Genomic DNA, 21,894 nt, shown 5'->3' on the forward strand with positions numbered 1-21,894 from the left:
AACCGGGCGCGCTCACGGCAACGGCGGCGAGGCGGGGATGGGATCGCGGCGCAGCCGGCCCGGCTGGAACGCGGCCACCGCGCGCTGCAGCAGCGCCGGCAGCGCGTCGATGCCCGCCAGTTCGGCGGGCTCCTGGCCGAGCGCGGCCCACAGCCAGCGCAGCGTCGGCACCGGGTCGGCGGCCTCCACCGGCCGCGCGGCCAGCGACTTGGACAGCTTGGCGCCGTGCGCGTCGAGCAGCAGCGGCAGGTGCAGGTAGCGCGGCGTGGGCAGGCCCAGCGCCCGTTGCAGCAGGATCTGGCGCGGCGTGGAGTCGAGCAGGTCGGCGCCGCGCACCACGTCGGTGATGCCCTGCGCGGCGTCGTCCACCACCACCGCCAGCTGGTAGGCCCAGCAACCGTCCGCACGCAGCAGCACGACATCGCCGACCGTGCGATCCACCCATTGTTCGAAGCGCCCCTGGAGCGCGTCATCGAAGCCGACGAGGCTGTCGTCGGCCACCCGCAGGCGGATCGCCGGGTGCGGCCGCTGGCGGCCGGCGACACAGTGGCGATGGACGCCCTGCTGGCCGCCCAGGTCGCTGCGGCTGCAGTGGCAGGGGAAGGCTTTGCCATCGGCCAGCAGGCGTTCGAGGGCGGCGCGGTAAAGGCCGTGGCGGCGGCTCTGGTACTGCACCGGTTCGTCCGGCTGCAGGCCGAACGCGGCCAGCGTCGCCAGCTGCGATGCGGCGGCGCCGGCCACCTCGCGTGGCGGGTCCACGTCCTCGATGCGCACCAGCCAGCGGCCGCCGGCCTGCCGCGCCAGCAGCCAGCTGCCGAAGGCGGCCAGCAGCGACCCCAGGTGCAGGGGCCCGGTGGGCGAGGGGGCGAAGCGGCCGCGGTAGGGGGAGGTGTACATCGAAGCTGAATCGTCGGTCAGAATCGCGCTTGAATTCAACCTGTCCGCACCGCAGATTTAGCGCGTTCATCCAACCCCAACCGGATCCTTCCGCATGTTTACCCGTATTGGCCTGTTCCTGTTGACCAACCTGGCCGTGCTGGTCCTCGCAGGCATCGTGATGTCGGTGCTGCGCGTCAACCCGGCGCAGATGAGCGGCCTGCTGGTCATGGCCGCGATCTTCGGCTTCGGCGGCTCCATCATCTCCCTGCTGCTGTCCAAGTTCATGGCCAAGCGCGGCACCGGCGCGGTGGTGATCGCCGAGCCGCGCAACGCGACCGAGCGCTGGCTGCTGGACACCGTGGCGCGCCAGGCCAAGGCGGCCGGCATCGGCATGCCGGAAGTGGCGGTGTACGACGGCCCCGAGATCAACGCCTTCGCTACCGGCGCCAACCGCAACAACGCGCTGGTGGCGGTGTCCACCGGCCTGCTGCACAACATGAGCGAGGACGAGGCCGAAGCGGTGCTGGGGCATGAGATCGCGCACGTCGCCAACGGCGACATGATCACCATGGCGCTGCTGCAGGGCGTGCTCAACACCTTCGTGATCGTGCTGGCGCGCGTGGTCGGCGGCATCATCGACAGCGCGCTGTCGGGCAACCGCGACGGCGGCCGTGGTTTCGCCTACTACATCATCGTGTTCGTGCTGGAGATGGTGTTCGGCCTGTTCGCGACGATGATCGCGATGTGGTTCTCGCGCCGCCGCGAGTTCCGCGCCGACGCCGGTGGCGCCAGCCTGGCCGGCCGCCAGAAGATGATCGCCGCGCTGGAGCGGTTGAAGCTCAACCACGGCCAGAGCACGCTGCCGACCCAGATCGCGGCGTTCGGCATCGCCGGGTCGACGGCGAAGAAGCTGTTCCTGAGTCATCCGCCGCTGGAGGAGCGCATCGCCGCGCTGCGCTCGTCGACGGTGGCGTAACCGGTTCGACAACCCGCGGTAGCCCAAGGACGCCCGGCGGATGCCGGGCGTTTTTCATTGGAGCAGCGTTTCCGCTCTCGCTCTCGCTCTCGCTTGTGCCTTGGCTCCTGAGCTTTTGACTTCAGATCCCCTTCCGCAGCGACGGAGCCGACGGGAAAAACCCGAAGGGCGGCGCACAGGGATGTGCGTCGTTTTTCTACGCGACAGGGATGTCGCGTAGAAAAATCCCGGCGGCGGAGTGGACCCGGAGTGCCGCAGGTACGGAGGGCGCGGAGGCAGGGGCGTGCTTTCTCTTGGTTACTTCTCTTTGCACGAGCAAAGAGAAGTAACTCGCTCCTGCGAAGCAGGGGCGAAAGCTCTGCTTTCAAGCTTCCGCTTTCATGCTTGGCCTCTGGCTTGGCCCCTTTGACTATCGCGTTGGTACAGACGTCCAGGGAAAGCCAGAGCAAGGGCGGGAACAGGATCAAAGGCTTTCGCTCCCCTTCGGGGCGCGAGCCACCTTGACCAGCCATTCGGCTGTTGAAGAGCTCTTCTTTGCTCGTGCAAAGAAACGTGGCCCAAAGAAAGCACGCCCTGCCTACGCGCCCAGCTCGCTGCGCGGGCTGGGTCCACTGCGCCGGCGGGATTTTTCGACGAGACATCCATGTCTCGTCGAAAAACGACACGCGTCCATGCGCGTCGCCCTTCGGGTTTTTCCCGCCGGCTCCGTCGCTGCGGAAGGGGACCCGTAAGTCAAAAGCAAAAGCACCAGCAACAGCCAAAGCCAAAGCCAAAGCCAAAGCCTTCATCTGGTGACATTGAATGGGGGCGCAGCCGCGCGGGCCGCCAGTTCGCGGCTGCCGCGGCGGGCGTCACGCCAGAAACAGAAACGGCGCCCTCGCGGGCGCCGTCCGGGATCGCGGGAGAGGCGGATCAGAACTTCGGATCGAACTCGGCGGCGTGGCCGGTGTTGACGATCACCTTCTGCAGCGCCTCGCACACCTTCAGGTTGCCGGCCACCACCTGCTGGGTTTCCGGGCCCTTGTCGTCCATGCGCGCCAGGGTGGCGCCGCGGTAATTGCAGACCTTGCCGCCGGCCTCGCGCACCAGCAGCACGCCGGCGGCGATGTCCCATGCCTTCACCCCGGCCTCGAAGTAGGCGTCGGCGCGGCCGCAGGCCACGTAGGCCAGGTCCAGCGCCGCCGAACCGGTACGGCGGATGTCCTCGGCCTGCACCAGCAGGGTATCCACGGTCTTGAGCTGGCTGCCGGCACGGGCGCGCTCGCGCGGGGCGAAGCCGGTGTGGATCATGGTGCCGTCGAGGTCCTTGCGCTCGGCCACGCGGATGCGGCGGTCGTTGAGCACCGCGCCGGCGCCCTTGGAGGCGGTGAACAGTTCGTTGCGCAGCGGGTCGAAGATCACCGCGTCGGTGGGTTCGCCATTCTCGACCAGGGCGATCGACACGCAGTAGTGGGGGAAGCCGCGCAGGTAGTTGCTGGTGCCGTCCAGCGGGTCGATGACCCACATCTGCCGGCCGTTGCCCTGCAGGCCGCCTTCCTCGCCATAGATGCCGTAGTCCGGGTAGGCGCGCTTGAGTTCCTTGACGATCACCTTCTCGGCGTCACCATCGACTTCGCTGGCGTAGTCCATCCGGCCCTTCTGCACCACGTTCAGCGCTTCGAGCTTGTTGATGTTGCGCAACAGGACGTTGCCGGCGAGGCGTGCGGCCTTGACCATGACGGTGACGGCGGGTTTCTGCATGGCGAAGGGCTCCCGTGAAGGCGAATGGGTCGGACTGGCGGAGGAAAAGAGCGGTCCCGGCGCACGGGCCGGCCGCGCAGTTTACCATCTGCGGCTGTCCCGCTCCTGACTTTTTTCGCCATGTCCGCTTCCGCCCGTATCCGTTTCGTCCTCGTCGGCACCCAGCATCCCGGCAACATCGGCGCGGCGGCGCGGGCGATGAAGACCATGGGGCTGTCGCGGCTGGTGCTGGTGGCCCCGGAGCAGCCGCTGGACGAGGTCGCTTTCCGCCGCTCGGCCGGCGCCGAGGACGTACTGGGCGATGCCCCGGTGTTCGCCACCCTGGCCGACGCGGTGGCCGATTGCCGGCTGGTGCTGGGCTGCACCGCGCGCGCGCGCCGGGTGCAGTTGGAGGAGCTGCTGCCGGAGGTGGCCGGCCAGCGCGCCGTGGCGCGGGCGGCCGAACCGGCGGAGGTGGCATTCGTGTTCGGGCGCGAGCGTACCGGCCTGAGTAACGACGAACTGCAGCTGTGCCACGCCGCCGTGCACATCCCCTCCGATCCGGAGTTCAGCTCCTTGAACCTGGCCGCGGCGGTCCAGGTACTGGCCTACGAGGTGCGCATGGCGCAGCTGGAAGGGCAGGCCGCCCCGCCGCCGGAGCCGGGGTACGGCGAGGCACCGGCCAGCCACGCCCAGCTGGAGGGGTTGTTCGGGCAGCTCGGCGATACCCTGGACCAGATCGATTTCCACAAGGGCCGTGCCCCGGAATCGGCCATGCGCAAGCTGCGCCGCCTGTTCATGAAGGCCGACCTGTCCGAGCAGGAGGTCCGGCTGCTGCGCGGCATATTGTCCGACGCCCAGCGCATGGCGCGGCTGGCCAACGAGCGCCAGAACTGAGACATCCGTCATTCGGGTTTTTTTCGGATAGTCTGTGCGCACACTCTTGGGGGAGCGCCGGTTTGCGTGTTTCAAGATGGCTCTGGGGAGCCGCGCTGGTGTTGTCCGTGGCGGTGCCCGCCATGGCCGCGGCAGCCGAGCGTTCGGTGCTGGTGCTGGGGCGTCTGAGCGATGATCCGAAGTCGCATTACGAACAGCTCAAGCCCCTGCTGGACTACGTGATTCCAAGGATGCGCGACGTGGGGATCGTCGAGGGCCGCATCCTGATGGCCAAGGACATGCAGCAGATGGCCAGTTACCTGCGGCGGGGGCGGGTGGACTGGGTGACGGAGACGTCCGGGACCGCCATGGCGCTGCGCCAGCGCAGCGGCGCCGAGCCGCTGCTGCTGACCGAGCGCGGCGGCGTGGCCGCCTACCATAGTGTGTTCTTCGTCCGCCGCGACAGCCCGATCAACACCCTGGACGAACTGAAGGGGCGCTCGCTGGCGATGCAGAGCGCGTGGTCCACCAGTTCCTACCTGGTGCCGGTGATGGAGCTGCTGGCCCACGGGGTGCGTCCGGAAATCCTGCTGACCCCGCAGGACACCCCCACCGCCGACACCGTGGGCTACGTGTTCGCGCGGTCGGAGCTGAACATCTCCACCTTCGTGCACAAGCGCGTGGTCGATGCCGGGGTGGTCAGCAATGTTGACTGGCTCGACGAGCGCCGGGTGCCGGCGGTGTTCCGGCGCGACATGCGCGTGCTGTACGAGACCCAGGACGTGCCGCGCGCGGTGGAAATGGTGCGGCCGGGCATGGATCCGGCGGTGCGCAGGCGGTTGCAGGAAGTGCTGCTGGAGGCCAGCAGCGACCCGGCGGCCGGCCCGGCACTGCGCAAGTTCTTCGGTACCTCGGCGTTCCACCGCCTGGACCCGGCCAGCCAGCGCGCGCTCGACCGCTTGCGCGCCGGCCTGGCGCGGGTACGCATGGAGGTCGAATGAAGCGGCCGCGCTTCGGGCTTCAGGCCCGCTTCCTGTGCGTGGCCGCCGCTGCGGTGCTGGTGGTGATCGCGATCGTCGCGGTGCTGTTGGCGCGGCAGGCGGCGGCCCAGCGCGAGCTGCTGCAGGCCAGCAGCAGCGTGGTCAGCCAGGTGTTCGACGACAGCGTGCGTGAGCAGGGGACGTCGCTGGCGACCTCGCTGGCCGACGCACTGGTCAACCCACTGTACTTCTCCGACCTGGACGCGATCGGCGCGCTGGTGCGCAGTACCGCCAGCCAGAAGTCGGTCAGCTACGTGCTGGTGCATGACGCCGAGGGCCGGCTGATCCACGACGGCTCGGTCGAGGTCGCCGGCTACGGCCGGCAGATGCAGGACCCGCTGGCGCAGGGCGCGATCAACGCCCAGCAGCTGCGGATGCAGGAGTCGCCGATGGTGCTGGAGGTGGACCTGCCGCTGCGCATCGGCGAGCAGCGCATCGGCGGGCTGCGGCTGGGCATGGATCTGGCGCCGGTACGGGCGCAGGAGGCCGAGGCCAAGGCCGCGCTGGAGCAGCGCATGGGGCTGGCCAACCGCCGCCAGCTTGCCTGGGTGGTGCTGATGATGGTGGCGCTGGTCGGGCTGGCGTGCCTGGTGGCGCTGTACGTGCAGCGCACGCTGGTGCAGCCGGTGCGCTGGCTCGGCGCGACCGCGCGCCGGATCGAGGCGGGCGACTACCAGATCGAGCAGCAGGACACCCGCCGCGGCGACGAGATCGGCGAACTGCTGCGCACCTTCGGGCGGATGGGCCAGAGCATCGCCCGCCACGACCGCGAAGTGCGGCAGATGGCCTATACCGACTCGCTCACCGGCCTGACCAACCGCCTGGCGTTCCGCGAGGCGCTGGACCACCGGCTGCTGGGCGCGCGGGCCTCGGGCCAGGGGCTGGCGCTGCTGTTCATCGACATCGACGAGTTCAAGCGGGTCAACGACACCCTCGGCCACGAGGCCGGCGACGAGGCGCTGCTGCAGTTCGCCCAGCGCATCGCCGCGGCGGTGCAGCAGGATGGTGGCGACGATGCGCTGCTGGCGCGATTCGGCGGCGACGAGTTCGTGATCCTGATCGGCAACGAGGCGGGCCGGGTGGAGAACATGGCCACGTCCCTGGCCAAGCGGTTGGTGGCCGACCTGAGCTCGCCGCTGCAGGTGCAGGGGCGGGAGATATTCCTGGGCAGCTCCATCGGCATCACCCTGTTCCCGGAGGACGCCACCGACGCCACCGGGCTGCTCAAGAACGGCGACATCGCCATGTACCAGGCCAAGCTGGCCGGCAAGAGCTGCTTCCGCTACTACAGCCGCGCGCTGGACCATGCGGTCGAGCGGCGCCTGCACCTGGAGCAGGAGCTGCGCGGCGCCTGGGAGCGGGGCGAACTGCACCTGGTCTACCAGCCGATCTTCCGCACCGCCGACCGCATGCTGATCGGCGTGGAGGCGCTGCTGCGCTGGCAGCACCCGGTGCTGGGCGCGATCCCGCCGTCAATGTTCATCGACATCGCCGAGCAGAGCGGGCTGATCCAGACGCTGGGGCCCAAGGTGCTGCATGCCGCGTGCCTGCGGGCGCGGCAGTGGCCGTGCAACGGCGCCGGCGAGGAGTTGTTCGTCTCGGTCAACGTATCGCCGCGGCAACTGCGCAGCGGCGACCTGGCCGCGGCGGTGGAGCAGTGCCTGCATGTCTCCGGGCTGGCCGCCTCGCGCCTGCACCTGGAGCTGACCGAAACCGCGGTGATCGGCGACGAGATGCTGGCCGCCTCGCTGCTGGAGAAGCTGCACCGCACCGGGGTCAAGGTGTGGCTGGACGACTTCGGTACCGGCTTCTCCGGGCTGAGCCACCTGCGCCAGGTGCCGGTGGACGGGGTCAAGATCGACAAGAGCTTCGTCGCCGACCTGCAGCGCGACCCGGACGACCTGGCCCTGACCAGCGCGATCATCGCCATGGCCCACGCGCTGGGCATCACCGTGGTCGCCGAAGGCATCGAGCACCAGGCCCAGTTCGAGCTGCTCAACGAGCGCGGATGCGACCTGGTACAGGGCTACTGGCTGGCGCGTCCGCTGGACTCGGACGACCTGGTGCGGCTGCTGGACGCCGCGCCGAGCCCGGCGGCCTGATACATCGGCCGTCGCGCCACACGTAGGTGTGGGGCTTGCCCCACACCGGGACATACCGAGAAAGCTCCGGGCGGGGCGAGCCCCGCCCCCACGACGTAGGTGGCGGCCTCGTGCATATTGCCGGCGATCCACCCACGTAGGTGTGGGGCTTGCCCCACACGGGGACGTACCGGTAAGGCCCCTGGACGGGGCGAGCCCCGCCCCCACGACGTAGGTGGCGGCCTCGTGCATATTGCCGGCGACCCACCCACGTAGGTGTGGGGCTTGCCCCACACGCGGACGTACCGATAAAGCCCCGGGCGGGGGCGAACCCGCCGTTACCCGGCGTGTAGCGGCCGCTTGCCGCTGTCGCCGGCGATCTCGCGCACCAGTTTCGGCACCAGGTAGCCGGACAGGCGCGCCCGCAGCGCGGCGTGCAGTTCCAGCGCGCGGGCGTCGTCGACCTCGAAATGGGCCACGCCCTGCACCCGGTCCAGCTGATGCAGGTAATAGGGCAGCACGCCGGCGGCGAAGCTGCGCTCGCTCAGCGCGGCCAGTGCATCCAGGTCGTCGTTGACCCCGCGCAGCAGCACCGCCTGGTTGAGCAGCTGCGCGCCGGCGCCGCGCAGGCGGGCGAGCGCGGCATCGACGCCGGCGTCGAATTCGTTGGCGTGGTTGGCATGGATCACGAAGGCCAGCGGCCAGGGCAGGCCGGCCAGCCACTGCACCAGTTCATCGTCCACGCGTTCGGGCAGCACCACCGGCAGCCGGCTGTGGATGCGCAGGCGGCGGATGTGGGGGATCGCCGCCAGCGCCGTGGTCAGCTCCGCCAGCTTGGCGGTGGCCAGCGACAGCGGGTCGCCGCCGGACAGGATCACTTCGTCGATCGTCGGGTCGGCGGCAATGGCCGCCAGCGCCGCTTCCCAGCCGCCGCGGGCGGCGTTTTCGCCCGCATAGTCGAAATGGCGGCGGAAACAATAGCGGCAGTTGATCGCGCAGCTGCCGGTGGCCACCAGCAGGGCGCGCCCGCGGTATTTCTGGATGACCCCGGTGGCCTTCTTGGCCGCGCCGTCGCCGACCGCGTCGAAGCTGAACCCGGGGACCACCCGCATCTCGGCGTCGACCGGCAGCACCTGGCGCAGCAGCGGGTCGGCCGGGTCGCCGCGGCGCATGCGCGCGGCGAAGCCGCGCGGCACCCGCAGCGGGAACTGCGCCAGCGCCTGCGCCGACACGCCCAGGTCGGCGGGGTCCAGCCCGAGCCCGGCCAGCAGTTCGGCCGGGTCGCGGATCGCCTGCCGCCAGAGCGCCTGCCAGCGGCCGGCCGGCAGGGGGGCGGGGGATTCCTGTGGAGCGGGGGCGAGGGCTGCGGTTATCATGGGCGACCAGAAAAACAGATGCCCGCCTTCGATGGCGGGCGTTCCATTCTAATCCGGCCGCCAGGCGCGCGCCGGTTTTGCCACTTATCAGGAGTTCCAGCATGGCCAGCTACGGCATGAACGACGTGAAGAACGGGATGAAAATCCTGGTCAACAACCAACCGGCTGTCATCATCGACACCGAGTACGTCAAGCCGGGCAAGGGCCAGGCGTTCACCCGCGTGAAGTACCGCCTGATCAAGGACGGCCGTACCCAGGAAATCACCATGAAGTCGACCGACTCGCTGGATGCGGCCGACGTCGTCGACACCGACATGAACTACATGTACAGCGACGGCGAGTACTGGCATTTCATGGACCCGGAAACCTTCGAGCAGGTGCAGGCGACCAAGGCCGGCATGGGCGGCGCCGAGAAGTGGCTCAAGGGCGAGGAATCCTGCGTGGTGACCCTGTGGAACGGCGAGCCGATCGCGGTGCAGCCGCCGAACTTCGTCGAACTGAAGATCACCGAGACCGACCCGGGCGTGCGCGGCGATACCTCCGGCGGCGGCGGCAAGCCGGCCACCCTGGAGACCGGTGCGGTGGTGCGCGTGCCGCTGTTCGTCGGCCAGGACGAGGTGATCCGCGTCGATACCCGCTCCGGCGAATACTCCGCGCGCGTCAAGTAAGCCCATGCGCGAACCCGCCGGCGTCGAGCAGGCTGTCGAGGAACCGGTCCGCGAGGACCGGTTTCCGCATGAGCGGGTGGTGAACTTCTGCGATGCGGTGTTCGCCATCGTCATCACCCTGCTGGCGATCGAACTGCGCCTGCCGGGCAGCGAACTGATCGAACGGGTGGGCGCCGACCAGGCCTGGGGCGAGACCTTCAGCGTGCTGCTGGCCTATGTCATCAGCTTCTTCGTGACCGGGCTGTTCTGGGTCGGGCACATGCTCACCTGGAAACACGTGCGATGGGTCAATGCCAGGCTGGTGTGGCTGGCCCTGCTGCAGCTGTTCTTCGTCGTGCTGATGCCGTTCGCGACCCGCCAGGTGTCCGAACATTTCGTGGTCTACGCGCTGGTGCTCACCGGCATTTCGCTGTTTTCCTGGCTGCTGCGGCGCACGGTGGTGGCACAGGAGGACCTGCATGCCCGGCTCGGCCCGGCGCAGGCCCGCCTGCTGCTGGTGCGCGGGCTGATCCCGCTGCTGGTTTTTTCCTGCGCCATCCCGCTGGGCGTGTTCGTCCCGGGGAAATGGGCGGCGCTGGTGTTCGCGCTGATTTTCCCGCTGTCCATGCTCGCCCGCCGGCGCATCCTCGCCCGTGGCGATTGAGCGCGCGCCGCAGGCCCGGTCCCGGAAGGAAGCTTTGCAATGACAATCCATGAAACCGCGGCGTCCCGCTGCGACCTCCTGATCGAAGCCGGCTACGTGGTACCGGTCGAGCCGCATGCGGTGGTGCTGGAAGACCATGCGGTGGCGGTGAGCGGTGGCCGGATCGTGGCGGTGCTGCCGCGCGCCGAGGCACGCGCGCGCTTCCAGCCCGCCGAGGTGGTGTCGCGGCCGCAGGCAGCGCTGATCCCGGGGCTGGTCAACGCCCACACCCACAACCCGATGACCCTGCTGCGCGGGATCGCCGACGACCTGCCGCTGATGACCTGGCTGCGCGAGCACATCTGGCCGGTGGAGGCCGCGGTGATCGGCCCGGAGTTCGTCGCCGACGGCACCACGTTGGCCATCGCCGAGATGCTGCGCGGCGGCACCACCTGCGCCAACGAGAACTACTTCTTCGCCGACGTGCAGGCCGCCGTGTACAAGAAGCACGGCTTCCGCGCGCTGGTCGGCGCGGTGATCATCGATTTCCCCAGCGCCTGGGCGAAGAGCGACGACGAATACTTCGCCCGCGCCGGCGAACTGCACGACCAGTGGCGCGGTGATCCGCTGATCGGCACCGCGTTCGCGCCGCACGCGCCGTACACGGTCAACGACGCCAATTTCGAGCGGGTGCGGATGCTGTCCGACCAGCTCGACATCCCGGTGCACCTGCATACCCACGAGACCGCGCAGGAAATCAGCGATTCGCTGAAACTGCATGGCCAGCGCCCGCTGGCGCGACTGGACCGGCTGGGGCTGGTCAACGACCGCCTGATCGCGGTGCACATGACCCAGCTCACCGACGCCGAGATCCACCTGTGCGCCGAGCGCGGCGTGCACGTGGTGCACTGCCCGGAATCGAACCTGAAGCTCGCTTCGGGCTTCTGCCCGGCCTGCGCGCTGGTGCGCGCGGGGGTGAACCTGGCCATCGGCACCGACGGCTGCGCCAGCAACAACGACCTGGACATGTTCAGCGAGAACCGCACCGCGGCGATCCTGGCCAAGGCCGTGGCCAACGACGCCACCGCGCTGGACGCGGCCACCACGCTGCGCGCGGCCACCCTGGGCGGCGCGCGCGCGCTGGGGTTCGGTGACAGGATCGGCTCGATCGAGGTCGGCAAGCAGGCCGACCTGGCGTGCGTGGACCTGTCGGCGCTGGAGACCCAGCCGCTGCACCACGTGCTGTCGCAGCTGGTCTACGCCGCCGGCCGTCACCAGGTCAGCGACGTGTGGATCGCCGGCCAGCCCAAGCTGGTGCAGCGTGAACTGGTCGGCATGGACGTGGCGGCGATCACCGCCAATGCCCGCCAGTGGCGCGACCGCATCCGTTCCAGCCGCGCCTGAGCGCGGCGGCTCTACGAGGATTCCGACATGACCGCAGCACCGACGTCCAACAATTTCGATCAGGCCGAGCTGGACAAGTTCGCCGCGCTGGCCAACCGCTGGTGGGACGCCGACGGCCCGCAGAAGCCGCTGCACGCGCTCAACCCGGTGCGGCTGCGGTACGTGGCCGAGCGCGCCACGCTGCGCGGCGCGCGGGTGCTCGACATCGGCTGCGGCGGCGGCCTGCTCAGCGAAGCGCTGGCGAAGGAGGGCGCGCAGGTCACCGCCATCGACCTGGCGCCGGAGCTGGTGAAGGTCGCGCGCCTGCACGGGCTGGAATCCGGGGTGCAGGTCGATTACCGGGTGCAGGCGGCCGAGGACCTGGCCGCCGAGCAGGCCGGAGCGTTCGACGTGGTGACCTGCATGGAGATGCTCGAGCACGTGCCGGACCCGGGCGCGATCATCGCCGCCTGCCAGCGCCTGCTGCGTCCCGGCGGCAAGCTGTTCCTGTCCACGATCAACCGCACCCCGGCCGCGTTCGCGGTGGCGGTGGTCGGCGCCGAGTACATCGCCCGGCTGCTGCCGCGCGGCACCCACCACTACCAGGAATTCATCAAGCCGGCCGAGCTGGGCGCCTGGCTGCGCCAGTCCGGGCTGCAGCTGCAGGACGTCAGCGGCATGGCCTACGAGCCGTGGCGCAACCGCGCACGCCTGAGCCGGCGCACCGACATCAACTACCTGGCCTTCGCGGTCAAGCCCGAGCAGGCCTGACCGTGCCCGCGTTCCCGCCGGTGGTGCTGTTCGACCTGGACGGCACCCTGCTCGACACCGCGCCGGATTTCGTGGTCACCGCCAATGCCATGCGCCAGGCGCGCGGCATGCAGGCGCTGGCCGCCGAGTGCCTGCGCCCGGTGGTGTCCAAGGGCTCGCGGGCGATGCTGGCGGTGGCCTTCCCGCAGATGGCCGAAAGCGAACGACAAGCGCTGGTGCCCGAGTTCCTGGACGTCTACCAGTCCCTGATCGGCCGCCACGCGCGGCTGTTCGACGGCGTCGCCAGCATGTTGCATGCGCTGGAGCAGGCGGGCAGCCGCTGGGGCATCGTCACCAACAAGCCCGAATACCTGGCGCGGCTGATCCTGCCGCAGCTGGGCTGGGAACAGCGCTGCGCGGTACTCATCGGTGGCGACACCCTGGCCGAACGCAAGCCGCACCCGCTGCCGCTGCAGGTGGCGGCGCAGCGGATCGGGTGGGCGCCGCCGCACTGCGTCTACGTCGGCGACGACGCGCGCGACATCCAGGCCGCATCGGCGGCCGCGATGCCCTCGGTCGCCGCGCTGTGGGGCTACCGCCCGGACGGCGACGACCCGGCGCTGTGGCAGGCCGACGTGATGGCGCCGACCCCGGCCGCGCTGCTGGAGCCGGCCGCCTGGCCGTGGCCGCGCGGCCTGCGCTGAAGCCGCGGCGCCTGGCGCCTCAACCGCCGCAGCGGCGGTACGCGAACGGGATTTCCAGCCTCTTGCCATCTGGCCCCGGTCCGGAGATGGAGGCCTGCAACCCGGTGCCGTCGCGCCGGTACTCGATGCGGCGGGGGAAGTCGTGTCCGGGGTTCGCGAACACCACCCAGCCCTCGCCGTGGCCGGCGATGGCAAACACCGTGGGCGCCACGCCATTGGGCTGGACATGGAAACCCGCATCGCTGCCGGCAGGCACCAGGCGCATGAATTCGAACGATTCGGTGGCGCCGCCGCGCAGCGTGCGCGACATGCCCAGCAGTGCACCGCCGGCTTCCGGCAGCCAGGCCTCCTCGATCTTCCGTTCCGCGCTGCCGCCGCACCATTGGCCTGCGAGCCAGTCGAACTCGCCGGCCACGGCGGTCCCGCCCGCCAATGCCATGCCCACCCCCAGCACGATTGCCGCCTTTGCCATGTTCCCGCCTCCTCGATGGATGGCCGCAGGCTAGCCGGGCCGCGGCGGCCACGCTTGTAAAAACGCGCAGCACCGGGTTCGATGGCGCATGGACTACCGCGAGTACCCGCCGCCGCCCGACCTGCGGCGCCACGTGCGCTGCCTGTGGGTGCTGCGCGACGACGCCCCGGACGGCGAAGTGCGGGTGATCTACCCGGACGGCTGCTGCGAACTGCTGGCCGAACTGGGCGTGCCGCTGCGTTTCCACGGCGCGGACGGGCAGGTCTGCGCCGACCAGCCGTTCTGTTTTGCCGCCCAGCAGCGCGGCCCGGTGCGGCTGCAGGCGGCCGGTGCGGTGTTCTGCATCGGCGTGCGGCTGACGCCGGCGAGCAGTGCGCTGGTGGCCGGCGCGCGCCTGCCCGGGTTGCGTGACCAGGCCCCCGACCTGTTCACCCTCGATCCCGCGTTCGCCGCGCGCTTCGCCGGGGCCGCGCGCGGCTACGTCGCCGCGCAGTCGCCGCAACCGTTGTGGCGGCTGCTGCGGGAACGGGCGGCCAGGTTCGTGCCCGATACGCTCATCGTGCGCGCCGTTGCCCTGCTCGACGCGGCCGATGGCGACCTGCGCATCGCCGAACTGGCGCAGCGGCTGGGAGTCAGCCTGCGGACCCTGCAGCCGCGGTTCCTCGCCGCGGTCGGCATGACGCCGAAGGAATACGCCCGCGTGCGCCGGCTGCAGGCCCTGCTGCGCACGCTGGATGCCGAGGACGCGGACATTGCCGCGGCGGCCGCGCGCCACGGTTACAGCGACCAGGCGCACGCCACCCGCGAGCTGGTCGGCTGGACCGGGGCCACACCGGCCCGGTTGATGCGTGCCCTGCGCGGCAACCGGGAAGGCGACGAAGCGCTGCAGCTGGCGGCGGCCTTCGTGCGTGGCACCAGCGCCACGCCCGCGGTGCGGGCGCGTGGCGCGCGTTCGCCGGGAACACGCCGGCGGCCGGCCACGGCCTGATGCGCAGCCTGCCGTGCGGCGCCCGTGCAAAGCCGCAGACGGCGCCCGGACAGGTTCTTACAATAGGCGCATGACTGGATCTGATTCGCTGGACGGTTTCCTGGACAAGTGGCGCGAGCGCTGGCCCGAATGGTCGCTGGTCGACCGTTTCGTCGCACCGGAGCTGCATCGCCGCACGCTGGCGTGGTTCGCGCTGCTGCAGGAATTCGACGACATGCTCAACATCGCCGGCGATCCGTTGCCGGCCAATGCCAAGCTCGGCTGGTGGGGCGAGGAACTGCGCAGCTGGGCCGGGCAGCGCTCGCGGCATCCGCTGGGGCGGGTGCTGGAACCGGTGCGGGCGCCCTGGGCGCAACTGGCCGAGGCCTTGCCGGACCTGGTCGAGGCCCGTGAATGCATGGCCGACCCGGCGCAGGCGCGGGGTGCGCTGCAGCGCTTCGCCGCTGCGGTGGCGGCGGTGGAGGCGGCGGTGTTCGATGCGCCGCTGCAGCCCGCCGCCGGCGATGCGGTGCTGACCCAACTGCTGGCGCAGCGGGTGCAGGACCTGGGCGCGGCCGCGGTGCCCGCTGCCGCGGGCGGCGAAGCCGCTTGGCAGCAGGCGTTGCTGGCGCACTGGCCGGCGCGGGTCGCCGGGCCGCGACCGCGCCGGCTGTATGCCGCGCTGGCGCGCGGGCGCCTGCAGGCCCGCATCCGTGGCGGCGCCTACCAGCCGCGCCCGGCGGCGCTGCTGTGGCGTGGCTGGTGGGCGGCGCGCGGCTGACCTGCCGGGGCGTCCGGGGGGGGGCGATGCCCGTCGATTGCCCGTGCGCCTGCTCGCCGTCCGACAACCCTCGCCGGAAGCGGCGCTCTCAGGCCGGCGGCGCCGCAAGTGGCGCCGGTGCCCGGGTCGGATAGGTGAGCAGGTAGAGCAGCACCAGGATGCCGGCCACCGGCGCCAGGCTGATCAGCTGCCACCAGGGATTGAAGCCGGCGTCGCGTAGCCGCCGCGTGCAGGCCGCCAGCCACGGCAACAGCACCAGCAGCGCAGCCAGCTGCAGCGGCAGCGGGCCGACAGCCTCGGCAAGTAATCGGGCGAAGGCCAGCAGCATGGCCACGGCCAGTGCGAACCACCAGAAATCCGCGCGGGGCGTGGTGCCGTTGAACTCCAGCCCACGCAGGACGCCTTCGCGCATCGCCTGCAGTGCCGGCTGGCTGGGCGCGGGCTCGCCCAGCAGCAGGCTCGCCGGCGCTACTTCGAACACCGCGGCCAGCGCCCGCAGCGATTCGGTGGAGATCTTCGCGCCCGATTCCAGGCGCTGGATGGTGCGCAGGTTCAGGCCACTCAGCGCGGCCAGTTGTTCCTGCGACCACTGGCGGGCGATGCGCAGTTCGCGAAGTCGGGGGCCGTTGGCGTGCATGCAGATTCCTCGGGGCAGTGGGCTCGGGTTGCCGCCATCATCCTGCCAGGCGCCCAGCCGTGGTGAGGACACGGCCCCGACATGGACCCGACACGGCCCCGACGGCGCGGCCGCACGGGGCCCGGACCTACCGGCAGCGCGGTCCCGGGCCCGGACCCGGGAGTAACGCGGCGGCTGTTCGCCACGCCTGGGCACCGCTTCGGGTGACGGGAATGGCGGGGTACGAGAAACCGGGCGCGGACGGCTACTTGCCGCGCTCGAGCACCAGCAGCGGGTCGATGCGGGTGTCGAACCAGTTCATTCCCCAATGCAGGTGCGGCCCGGTCGCGCGCCCGGTGGCGCCGACCGCGGCGATCACCTGGCCCTGCGCGATGCGCTCGCCGACCTTCACGTCGATGCGCGACAGGTGCAGGAAGTTGGAGCTGATGCCGAACCCGTGGTCCAGCACCAGGGTGCCGCCGGTCAGGTACAGGTCCGGGTCGGCGAAGGTGACGATGCCCGCGGCCGGTGCCTTCACCGGAGTGCCGGTCGGCGCGGCGATATCCATGCCCGAGTGCCCGGCGCCGGGCTGGCCGTTGTAAATGCGGGCGTTGCCGAAGCGGCCGCTGATGCGCCCCTGCAGCGGCCACTGGAAGGTCTGGGTGAAATCGGTGCGGTCGTCGTCGCGCTGGCGCGCCTCGGTGACCCGGGCCTGTTCGCGGGCAATGCGCTCGGCGATGGCCGGCGGCGGGTTCACCGTCTTCGGCGGCACGCCGTTGACCCGTTCCAGCGGCCAGTCGCGCGGCGTCACCGCGATCGCCGCGGTTTCGCTGCCCCCATCCGGGCGCTGCACCTGCACCTGCAGCGGACCCTTCTCGTCGCGGCCGATGCCGAACACCACGCTGCCGTAGCCACTGACCCGCAGGTCGCGGCCGGCGTAGCGGACCGTGCTGCCGGCCGGCACCTTGCCGATCACCAGCGCGCCCTGCGAGGCGCTGGCCGGGAACACCACGCGGTTGTCGACCAGGTCGGCGATGCCGTCCTGGGCCAGCGCGGGCGGGGCAGGGGACAGCGGCGCGGCGAGCAGCAGCGCGCCCCACAGGAGCGAGCGACGCATCAGCGGGCGTAGGTCATGCGCTGGCCGGCGGGCTGGCCCACCAGCCTGCGGCCATCCCACACGCGCTGGCCATTGACCCAGGTGGAGGCGATGCGCGAACGGAAAGTGGTGCCTTCGAATGGCGACCAGCCGCACTTGGACAGCACGTCCTCGCGCCTGACCGTGAACGGCACGTCCTCCACCAGCACCAGGTCGGCGAAATAGCCCTCGCGCAGGAAGCCGCGTTCTTCCACGTCGAACAACTGCGCCGGGGCATGGGCGAATTTCTGCACCACCTGCTCGCGGGTCAGCTTGCCTTCGTGCACCCGCTCCAGCGCGGCGACCAGCGCGTACTGCACCAGCGGCAGGCCCGACGGCGCCTGCGCGTAGGGCTTCTGCTTCTCTTCCCAGGTGTGCGGGGCGTGGTCGGTGGCCAGCACGTCGAGTACATCGTCGGCCAGCGCGGCGATGATCGCCTCGCGGTCGGCCACGTCCTTGATCGCCGGGTTGCACTTGATCAGGTTGCCCTTGGTCGCGTAATCCGGGCGGGCGAAGTGCAGGAAGTGCACGCAGGTCTCGGCGGTGATCTGCTTGCGGCTGCCGTCGGCGCGGACCAGCGGGCCCTTCTCGAACAGCGCCAGCTCGTCGGCGGTGGAAATGTGCAGCACGTGCAGGCGGGTACCGTGCTTTCGCGCCAGCGACATCGCCAGCCGGGTCGACTTGATGCAGGCCTCGCGCGAGCGGATGTCCGGGTGCATCTCCGCGGTCAGCGCCTCGCCGTACTTCTCCTGGAACGCCTTCATGTTGGCGTCGATCATCGGCGTGTCTTCGCAGTGCGTGATGATCGGCGTGGGGCAGTCGCGGAAGATCGCGTCCAGCGTTTCCGGGTCGTCGACCAGCATGTTGCCGGTGGAGGCGCCCATGAACACCTTCACCCCGGGGGCCTTCTTCGGGTCGAGCGCGCGGATCGCTTCGAGGTTGTCGTTGCTGGCGCCGTGGTAGAAGCCGTAGTTGGCCCAGGCGCGGCCGCGCGCGAGCTCGTACTTGGCTTCCAGGATGGTCGAATCCAGCGTCGGCGGGTTGGTGTTGGGCATGTCCATGAAGCTGGTGAGGCCACCGGCCACCGCCGCCGCCGATTCACTGGCGATGTCGCCCTTGTGGGTCAGGCCCGGTTCGCGGAAATGCACCTGGTCATCGATCATGCCCGGCAGCAGCCAGCGGCCGCCGGCATCGACCACTTCCTCGCCGGCGCGTGGCGCCAGCCCGCTGCCGATCCGGGCGATGCGGCCGTCCTCGATGCGCAGGTCGCCGTCGAAGGTGCGGCCTTCGTTGACCATGCGGGCATTGGTGATGAGCGTGGAGGACATGTCAGTGTTTTCCTGTGCAGCGGCAAGAGGGGGAATGGGCCTTGTCCGGGACCGGGTCGAAGCCGCCCGGGTGCAGCGGATGGCAGCGGCCCAGCCGGCGCAGCGTAAGCCAGCAGCCCCGCAGCGGGCCGTGCAGGCGGATCGCGTCCATCGAATATTCGGAGCAGCTGGGGACAAAGCGGCAGCGCGGCCCCAGCAGGGGGCTGATGAAGCGCTTGTAGAAGCGCAGCAGGGCAATGAGGAGTCGGCCGATCACCCCGCGATGATAAGCCAGCTGGCATTGCCCAAGGATTTGTCGCACGATGCCGGACAGGTGGCAGGCAGGCTCCAGCACCTGGCGCCCACCGGGTACGCCGCTCGTGCCCGGTCACGTTCCGAACCGCGCGGGAGGGTCCGGCGATGCCGCCGGTGGCGCTCCCGGGCGGCTCGGGCATCCGTTCATGTCGGGGCGGTCGGCGCGGTTGCCGCTGCTGGTCGGGTAGGCTATAAAGGCCCGCTTTCCCGGGCCCCGGGGGAAACAAGGAAGAGCGTTTCGTGGCTGCTAAAAAACCTGCAAAAAAGGCCGTCAAGGTCGCCAAGAAAACCGCCAAACCTGCAGTCAAGAAGGCGGCGTCCAAGCCGGTAGTCAAGAAACCGGCCGCCAAGACCGCCAAGCCGGCTGCGAAGAAGGCGCCTGCCAAGAAGGTGGTGGCCAAGAAGGCCCCGGCCAAGCAGGCAGCGCCCGCCAAGAAGGTCACGGTCAAAAAGGCCGTGGTCAAGAAAGCCCCCGCCAAGAAGGTGGCCGCCAGCAAGAAGGTGGCCGCCAGCAAGGCCCCGGCGAAGAAGGTGGCTGCCAGCAAGGCTCCGGCTAGGAAGGCGGCAGCCCCGTTGGCCAAGGCTGCCCAGCCCGCCAAGCCGGTGCCCGGCAAGACCCCCGCCAAGACCGCGGCCAAGGCCTCCAAGTCCCCGGTCAGCAAACCCATCGTGAAGTCCGTACCGAAGCCGGCTGCCAAGCCGGTGCCGGCCAAGCCTGTCCCGGCCGCAGTCGCCAAGACGGTACCCGCCCCGGCCCCCGCGCCGGTGGCCAAGGCACCGGCTCCGGCAGCCAAGGCCCCGCAATCCAAGAATCCCGTGCCTGTTTCGAAATCCCCCGCAAAGACCGCCGTCAAATCCGCCGCACCCGCCGCCGTCCGTCCGGTCGGCAAGGTCGCCGTTGCCGTCACCGCACGCTCGGCCGCCCCGGCCCCGCGCAGCAAGCACAAAGTGGTCGAGTACAAGACCGACGAGGCGACCGGCCGGCCGATCCTGCCGGCAGGCTACAAGCCTTCGGCGGACGAGGAATACATGAGCCCGCTGCAGCAGGAGTACTTCCGCCAGCGCCTGCAGGACTGGCGCGCCGACCTGGTGGAGGAATCCAAGCAGACCATCGAGAACCTGCGCGAGGAAGTACGCGACATCGGCGACGAGGCCGAACGGGCCACCCGCGAGACCGAGAATTCGCTGGAACTGCGTACCCGCGACCGCTACCGCAAGCTGATCGGCAAGATCGACAGCACGCTCAAGCGGCTGGAGTCGGGCGACTACGGTTACTGCGTGGACACCGGCGAGGAAATCGGCCTGGAGCGCCTGGAAGCACGTCTCACCGCCGAGCGCACCATCGATGCCCAGGAACGCTGGGAGCACATGCAGAAGCAGCAGGGCGACTGATTCCCGGTCCCCCCGCCGTCAACAAAAAGCCCCGCCGCGTGCGGGGCTTTTTGTTTGCCCTGTCCGCGCGCGCCGCAGGTGGGCGGTTGCCGGCGCGTACGCCGCGGCGGCGCGCGGCAGTCGCGCGTGCTCACGTCGCCGCCCCGGGCTATTGCAGGTCGCGCAGGTTCAACCGCCGCAGCGTCGGGTTCTTCCAGGCGGTGAGGCCCGCCACGCCCAACACCGCGCAGCCACCCACCACCACCGCCGGCACCAGTCCCAGCAGCCGCGCCATGGTGCCGGCGTAGAACGCGCCCAGTTCATTGGACGAACTGATGAAGATGCCGTTGATCGACGATACCCGCCCGCGCATCTCATCCGGCGTGGCCAGCTGCAGGATGGTCGAGCGCACCACCACCGACACGCCGTCGAACGCACCGTAGAACAGCAGGATCGCCGCCGACAGCCAGAAGCTGCGCGACAGGCCGAAGCCGATCACGCACAGGCCGAAGCCGGCCACCGCGTACAGCAGCACGCGGCCGGCGTTGCGGTGCAGCGGATGGCGGGCCAGCCACAGGCCCACGCAGACCGATCCCAGCGCCGGCGCCGCGCGCAGGATGCCAAGCCCTTCCGGCCCGTAGTGCAGGATTTCCTGGATGAAGGCCGGCAGCATCGCCACCACGCCGCCCAGCAGCACCGAGAACATGTCCAGCGCCATCGCGCCGAGCATCACCGGGGTGGACAGCACGAAGCGTGCGCCTTCGGCGATGCTGGCGAAGATCGGCGCGCGGGTGGCCGGCGGCGGCGCTTCCTGCACCCGCAGCAGGGCCAATGCGGCCATGGCCAGCACTGCCATCGCCGCGGCCACGGCGTAGGCCAGCCCTTTGCCGCCCCAGCCGACCAGCACGCCGCCCAGCGCCGGGCCGAGCACCATGCCGGCCTGGAACACCACGCTGCCGAAGCCGGCGCCACGCGCGTACTGATCGCGCGCCAGGACGCGCGCGAACAGCGCGTTGTAGACCGGCGACAGGAAGGCGCGGACCATGCCGGTCAGGGCGATGGCCAGGTAGATCGGCCACGTGCCCTGGAATGGCACTGCGCCCAGCGCGACCGCGCAGAGGATGGCCGCGGTGGCCACCAGCCCGAGACTGGCCGCCATGCCCAGGCGGCGCCGTGGCAGATGGTCCACCAGGTAGCCGGCGAACGGCGCCACGCAGAAATAGGGCAGCACTTCGGCCAGCCCGACCAGGCCCAGCGAGAACGGGTTGCGGGTGATCTCGTAGATATGCCAGCCCACCGTGACCGCGACGATCTGGTAGGACAGCATCGCGGTGATGCGGTAGGCCAGCAGGTGCACGAAGCCGGCCTGGCGCAGCAGCGCGCCCAGGCCGGCATCGGAACTGCCGGTGGTCACTGCGCTTGCGACCGCGCGGTGTCGCGGATGAAGGAGAGCATCGCCGCCAGCCCGTTGCTGCGGGTCGGCGACAGGTGCCGGGCCAGGCCGATGGCGGCCACGTAGTCCGGCTCGGTGGCCAGGATCTCGGCCGCCGGGCGGCCGGAGTAGACGCGCAGCGCCAGATAGATCAACCCGGAAACGATGGCCGAGTCGCTGACCGCGTGGAATACCAGCCGGTCGGCGTTGCCTTCGGGCACGATCCACACCATCGACTGGCAGCCGTGCAGCCGGTGTTCCTCGGTCTTCCACGCCTCCGGGAAGGGGGGCAGCTTGCGGCCGAGGTCGATCAGGTACTGGTAGCGCTCGGACCAGTCAGCGAAGAAGGAGAATTCGTCGGCGATCGCGGCCTGTGCTTCGGCGGCGGTGGCTTCGAGCGGGAAGGGGGAGTCGGTCATCAGGG

At 70.3% G+C, this 21,894-nt stretch carries 22 protein-coding genes; 12 read left to right on the top strand and 10 right to left on the bottom strand.

The genetic code is table 11. The features are described from left to right. Positions 1 to 12: 12 nt before the first annotated feature. Entirely contained in the window at positions 13 to 897 is an 885-nt protein-coding gene (gluQRS, locus tag ACJ7VY_RS07160) for a tRNA glutamyl-Q(34) synthetase GluQRS (RefSeq protein ID WP_409476676.1), read from the bottom strand. A gap of 94 nt (positions 898 to 991) precedes the next feature. Here gluQRS and htpX point away from each other — a divergent pair, with 94 nt between their 5' ends. Next, complete coding sequence (gene htpX, locus ACJ7VY_RS07165) at positions 992 to 1,855, top strand: protease HtpX (RefSeq protein ID WP_409476677.1); 864 nt, start codon at positions 992 to 994, stop codon at positions 1,853 to 1,855. Between the two features lie 912 nt (positions 1,856 to 2,767). Here htpX and ACJ7VY_RS07170 read toward each other — a convergent pair. After that, positions 2,768 to 3,595: an inositol monophosphatase family protein gene (locus ACJ7VY_RS07170; protein ID WP_409476678.1), complete on the bottom strand. Its 828-nt coding sequence runs from the start codon at positions 3,593 to 3,595 to the stop codon at positions 2,768 to 2,770. A 120-nt stretch (positions 3,596 to 3,715) separates the two neighbouring features. On the opposite strand from ACJ7VY_RS07170, the gene ACJ7VY_RS07175 reads away from it, so the two are divergent. The 3 genes from ACJ7VY_RS07175 to ACJ7VY_RS07185 all read left to right on the top strand — a co-directional run bounded on the left by ACJ7VY_RS07175 (position 3,716) and on the right by ACJ7VY_RS07185 (position 7,592). Next, positions 3,716 to 4,471 carry an RNA methyltransferase gene (locus ACJ7VY_RS07175; RefSeq protein ID WP_409476679.1) on the top strand — a complete coding sequence of 252 codons (756 nt, stop codon included), beginning with the start codon at positions 3,716 to 3,718 and terminating at the stop codon, positions 4,469 to 4,471. Between the two features lie 122 nt (positions 4,472 to 4,593). Then, positions 4,594 to 5,451: a phosphate/phosphite/phosphonate ABC transporter substrate-binding protein gene (locus ACJ7VY_RS07180; RefSeq protein WP_312346481.1), complete on the top strand. Its 858-nt coding sequence runs from the start codon at positions 4,594 to 4,596 to the stop codon at positions 5,449 to 5,451. Further along, complete coding sequence (locus ACJ7VY_RS07185) at positions 5,448 to 7,592, top strand: putative bifunctional diguanylate cyclase/phosphodiesterase (protein WP_409476680.1); 2,145 nt, start codon at positions 5,448 to 5,450, stop codon at positions 7,590 to 7,592. The genes ACJ7VY_RS07180 and ACJ7VY_RS07185 overlap by 4 nt, the downstream gene beginning before the upstream one ends. 317 nt (positions 7,593 to 7,909) lie before the next feature. Here ACJ7VY_RS07185 and epmB read toward each other — a convergent pair whose 3' ends face one another. Further along, positions 7,910 to 8,947 carry an EF-P beta-lysylation protein EpmB gene (epmB, locus tag ACJ7VY_RS07190; protein ID WP_409476681.1) on the bottom strand — a complete coding sequence of 346 codons (1,038 nt, stop codon included), beginning with the start codon at positions 8,945 to 8,947 and terminating at the stop codon, positions 7,910 to 7,912. A 101-nt stretch (positions 8,948 to 9,048) separates the two neighbouring features. Between epmB and efp the strand changes: the two genes are divergently transcribed. From efp to ACJ7VY_RS07215, 5 genes are read left to right on the top strand one after another with little or no spacing between them, the layout of a single operon-like run. Beyond that, positions 9,049 to 9,615 carry an elongation factor P gene (gene efp / locus ACJ7VY_RS07195; RefSeq protein WP_054665025.1) on the top strand — a complete coding sequence of 189 codons (567 nt, stop codon included), beginning with the start codon at positions 9,049 to 9,051 and terminating at the stop codon, positions 9,613 to 9,615. 4 nt (positions 9,616 to 9,619) lie between these two features. Further along, entirely contained in the window at positions 9,620 to 10,258 is a 639-nt protein-coding gene (locus ACJ7VY_RS07200) for a TMEM175 family protein (protein ID WP_409476682.1), read from the top strand. Between the two features lie 39 nt (positions 10,259 to 10,297). Beyond that, entirely contained in the window at positions 10,298 to 11,641 is a 1,344-nt protein-coding gene (locus tag ACJ7VY_RS07205; RefSeq protein WP_161614766.1) for a TRZ/ATZ family hydrolase, read from the top strand. 27 nt (positions 11,642 to 11,668) lie between these two features. Beyond that, positions 11,669 to 12,391, top strand: coding sequence for a bifunctional 2-polyprenyl-6-hydroxyphenol methylase/3-demethylubiquinol 3-O-methyltransferase UbiG (gene ubiG, locus ACJ7VY_RS07210; RefSeq protein ID WP_104938610.1), 723 nt, complete (start codon positions 11,669 to 11,671; stop codon positions 12,389 to 12,391). Continuing rightward, positions 12,388 to 13,074 (top strand): phosphoglycolate phosphatase, encoded by a 687-nt coding sequence (locus ACJ7VY_RS07215; protein WP_409476793.1) that lies wholly within the window; start codon positions 12,388 to 12,390, stop codon positions 13,072 to 13,074. The genes ubiG and ACJ7VY_RS07215 overlap by 4 nt, the downstream gene beginning before the upstream one ends. Positions 13,075 to 13,093: 19 nt before the next feature. Here ACJ7VY_RS07215 and ACJ7VY_RS07220 read toward each other — a convergent pair whose 3' ends face one another. Continuing rightward, positions 13,094 to 13,513 carry a DUF6265 family protein gene (locus ACJ7VY_RS07220; protein ID WP_237723549.1) on the bottom strand — a complete coding sequence of 140 codons (420 nt, stop codon included), beginning with the start codon at positions 13,511 to 13,513 and terminating at the stop codon, positions 13,094 to 13,096. Between the two features lie 121 nt (positions 13,514 to 13,634). Between ACJ7VY_RS07220 and ACJ7VY_RS07225 the strand changes: the two genes are divergently transcribed. Next, entirely contained in the window at positions 13,635 to 14,534 is a 900-nt protein-coding gene (locus ACJ7VY_RS07225; protein WP_409476683.1) for a helix-turn-helix domain-containing protein, read from the top strand. Between the two features lie 70 nt (positions 14,535 to 14,604). Then, a complete protein-coding gene (locus tag ACJ7VY_RS07230) occupies positions 14,605 to 15,294 on the top strand; it encodes a phytoene/squalene synthase family protein (protein WP_409476684.1) in 690 nt (229 codons plus the stop codon). Between the two features lie 88 nt (positions 15,295 to 15,382). Here the strand turns inward: ACJ7VY_RS07230 and ACJ7VY_RS07235 are convergent, their stop codons facing one another. The 4 genes from ACJ7VY_RS07235 to yidD all read right to left on the bottom strand — a co-directional run bounded on the left by ACJ7VY_RS07235 (position 15,383) and on the right by yidD (position 18,647). Continuing rightward, positions 15,383 to 15,931 (bottom strand): DUF805 domain-containing protein, encoded by a 549-nt coding sequence (locus tag ACJ7VY_RS07235; RefSeq protein WP_161614775.1) that lies wholly within the window; start codon positions 15,929 to 15,931, stop codon positions 15,383 to 15,385. Positions 15,932 to 16,175: 244 nt separating this feature from the next. Beyond that, complete coding sequence (locus tag ACJ7VY_RS07240) at positions 16,176 to 17,027, bottom strand: peptidoglycan DD-metalloendopeptidase family protein (protein ID WP_313233055.1); 852 nt, start codon at positions 17,025 to 17,027, stop codon at positions 16,176 to 16,178. Beyond that, positions 17,027 to 18,373, bottom strand: a complete 1,347-nt coding sequence (locus ACJ7VY_RS07245) for a dihydroorotase (protein WP_313233056.1) — start codon at positions 18,371 to 18,373, stop codon at positions 17,027 to 17,029. Before ACJ7VY_RS07245 ends, ACJ7VY_RS07240 begins: the two co-directional genes overlap by 1 nt. 1 nt (position 18,374) lies before the next feature. Beyond that, positions 18,375 to 18,647 carry a membrane protein insertion efficiency factor YidD gene (gene yidD, locus ACJ7VY_RS07250; protein ID WP_312346819.1) on the bottom strand — a complete coding sequence of 91 codons (273 nt, stop codon included), beginning with the start codon at positions 18,645 to 18,647 and terminating at the stop codon, positions 18,375 to 18,377. A 260-nt stretch (positions 18,648 to 18,907) separates the two neighbouring features. Between yidD and dksA the strand changes: the two genes are divergently transcribed. Beyond that, positions 18,908 to 20,059, top strand: a complete 1,152-nt coding sequence (dksA, locus tag ACJ7VY_RS07255; RefSeq protein ID WP_313233058.1) for an RNA polymerase-binding protein DksA — start codon at positions 18,908 to 18,910, stop codon at positions 20,057 to 20,059. 148 nt (positions 20,060 to 20,207) lie between these two features. On the opposite strand, the gene ACJ7VY_RS07260 is transcribed toward dksA, so the two are convergent. Both ACJ7VY_RS07260 and ACJ7VY_RS07265 read right to left on the bottom strand, forming a co-directional pair. Next, the gene (locus ACJ7VY_RS07260; RefSeq protein WP_409476685.1) at positions 20,208 to 21,452 is read right to left on the bottom strand and encodes an MFS transporter; all 1,245 of its coding nucleotides are present in this window, start codon (positions 21,450 to 21,452) and stop codon (positions 20,208 to 20,210) included. Further along, on the bottom strand, positions 21,449 to 21,889 hold the full coding sequence (locus ACJ7VY_RS07265) for a SufE family protein (protein ID WP_240212641.1): 441 nt from the start codon (positions 21,887 to 21,889) through the stop codon (positions 21,449 to 21,451). The genes ACJ7VY_RS07260 and ACJ7VY_RS07265 overlap by 4 nt, the downstream gene beginning before the upstream one ends. Positions 21,890 to 21,894 lie beyond the last annotated feature (5 nt).

It is taken from the genome of Stenotrophomonas sp. Y-13 (assembly GCF_046267925.1).
Classification (GTDB): Bacteria; Pseudomonadota; Gammaproteobacteria; order Xanthomonadales; family Xanthomonadaceae; genus Stenotrophomonas; species Stenotrophomonas acidaminiphila_A.

Bases quoted from the DNA above. Each gene is read 5' to 3' on its own strand.
- gluQRS (WP_409476676.1), bottom strand. From the start codon at position 897: ATGTACACCTCCCCCTACCGCGGCCGCTTCGCCCCCTCGCCCACCGGG.
- htpX (WP_409476677.1), top strand. From the start codon at position 992: ATGTTTACCCGTATTGGCCTGTTCCTGTTGACCAACCTGGCCGTGCTG.
- ACJ7VY_RS07170 (WP_409476678.1), bottom strand. From the start codon at position 3,595: ATGCAGAAACCCGCCGTCACCGTCATGGTCAAGGCCGCACGCCTCGCC.
- ACJ7VY_RS07175 (WP_409476679.1), top strand. From the start codon at position 3,716: ATGTCCGCTTCCGCCCGTATCCGTTTCGTCCTCGTCGGCACCCAGCAT.
- ACJ7VY_RS07180 (WP_312346481.1), top strand. From the start codon at position 4,594: ATGGCCGCGGCAGCCGAGCGTTCGGTGCTGGTGCTGGGGCGTCTGAGC.
- ACJ7VY_RS07185 (WP_409476680.1), top strand. From the start codon at position 5,448: ATGAAGCGGCCGCGCTTCGGGCTTCAGGCCCGCTTCCTGTGCGTGGCC.
- epmB (WP_409476681.1), bottom strand. From the start codon at position 8,947: ATGATAACCGCAGCCCTCGCCCCCGCTCCACAGGAATCCCCCGCCCCC.
- efp (WP_054665025.1), top strand. From the start codon at position 9,049: ATGGCCAGCTACGGCATGAACGACGTGAAGAACGGGATGAAAATCCTG.
- ACJ7VY_RS07200 (WP_409476682.1), top strand. From the start codon at position 9,620: ATGCGCGAACCCGCCGGCGTCGAGCAGGCTGTCGAGGAACCGGTCCGC.
- ACJ7VY_RS07205 (WP_161614766.1), top strand. From the start codon at position 10,298: ATGACAATCCATGAAACCGCGGCGTCCCGCTGCGACCTCCTGATCGAA.
- ubiG (WP_104938610.1), top strand. From the start codon at position 11,669: ATGACCGCAGCACCGACGTCCAACAATTTCGATCAGGCCGAGCTGGAC.
- ACJ7VY_RS07220 (WP_237723549.1), bottom strand. From the start codon at position 13,513: ATGGCATTGGCGGGCGGGACCGCCGTGGCCGGCGAGTTCGACTGGCTC.
- ACJ7VY_RS07225 (WP_409476683.1), top strand. From the start codon at position 13,635: ATGGACTACCGCGAGTACCCGCCGCCGCCCGACCTGCGGCGCCACGTG.
- ACJ7VY_RS07230 (WP_409476684.1), top strand. From the start codon at position 14,605: ATGACTGGATCTGATTCGCTGGACGGTTTCCTGGACAAGTGGCGCGAG.
- ACJ7VY_RS07235 (WP_161614775.1), bottom strand. From the start codon at position 15,931: ATGCACGCCAACGGCCCCCGACTTCGCGAACTGCGCATCGCCCGCCAG.
- ACJ7VY_RS07240 (WP_313233055.1), bottom strand. From the start codon at position 17,027: ATGCGTCGCTCGCTCCTGTGGGGCGCGCTGCTGCTCGCCGCGCCGCTG.
- ACJ7VY_RS07245 (WP_313233056.1), bottom strand. From the start codon at position 18,373: ATGTCCTCCACGCTCATCACCAATGCCCGCATGGTCAACGAAGGCCGC.
- ACJ7VY_RS07265 (WP_240212641.1), bottom strand. From the start codon at position 21,889: ATGACCGACTCCCCCTTCCCGCTCGAAGCCACCGCCGCCGAAGCACAG.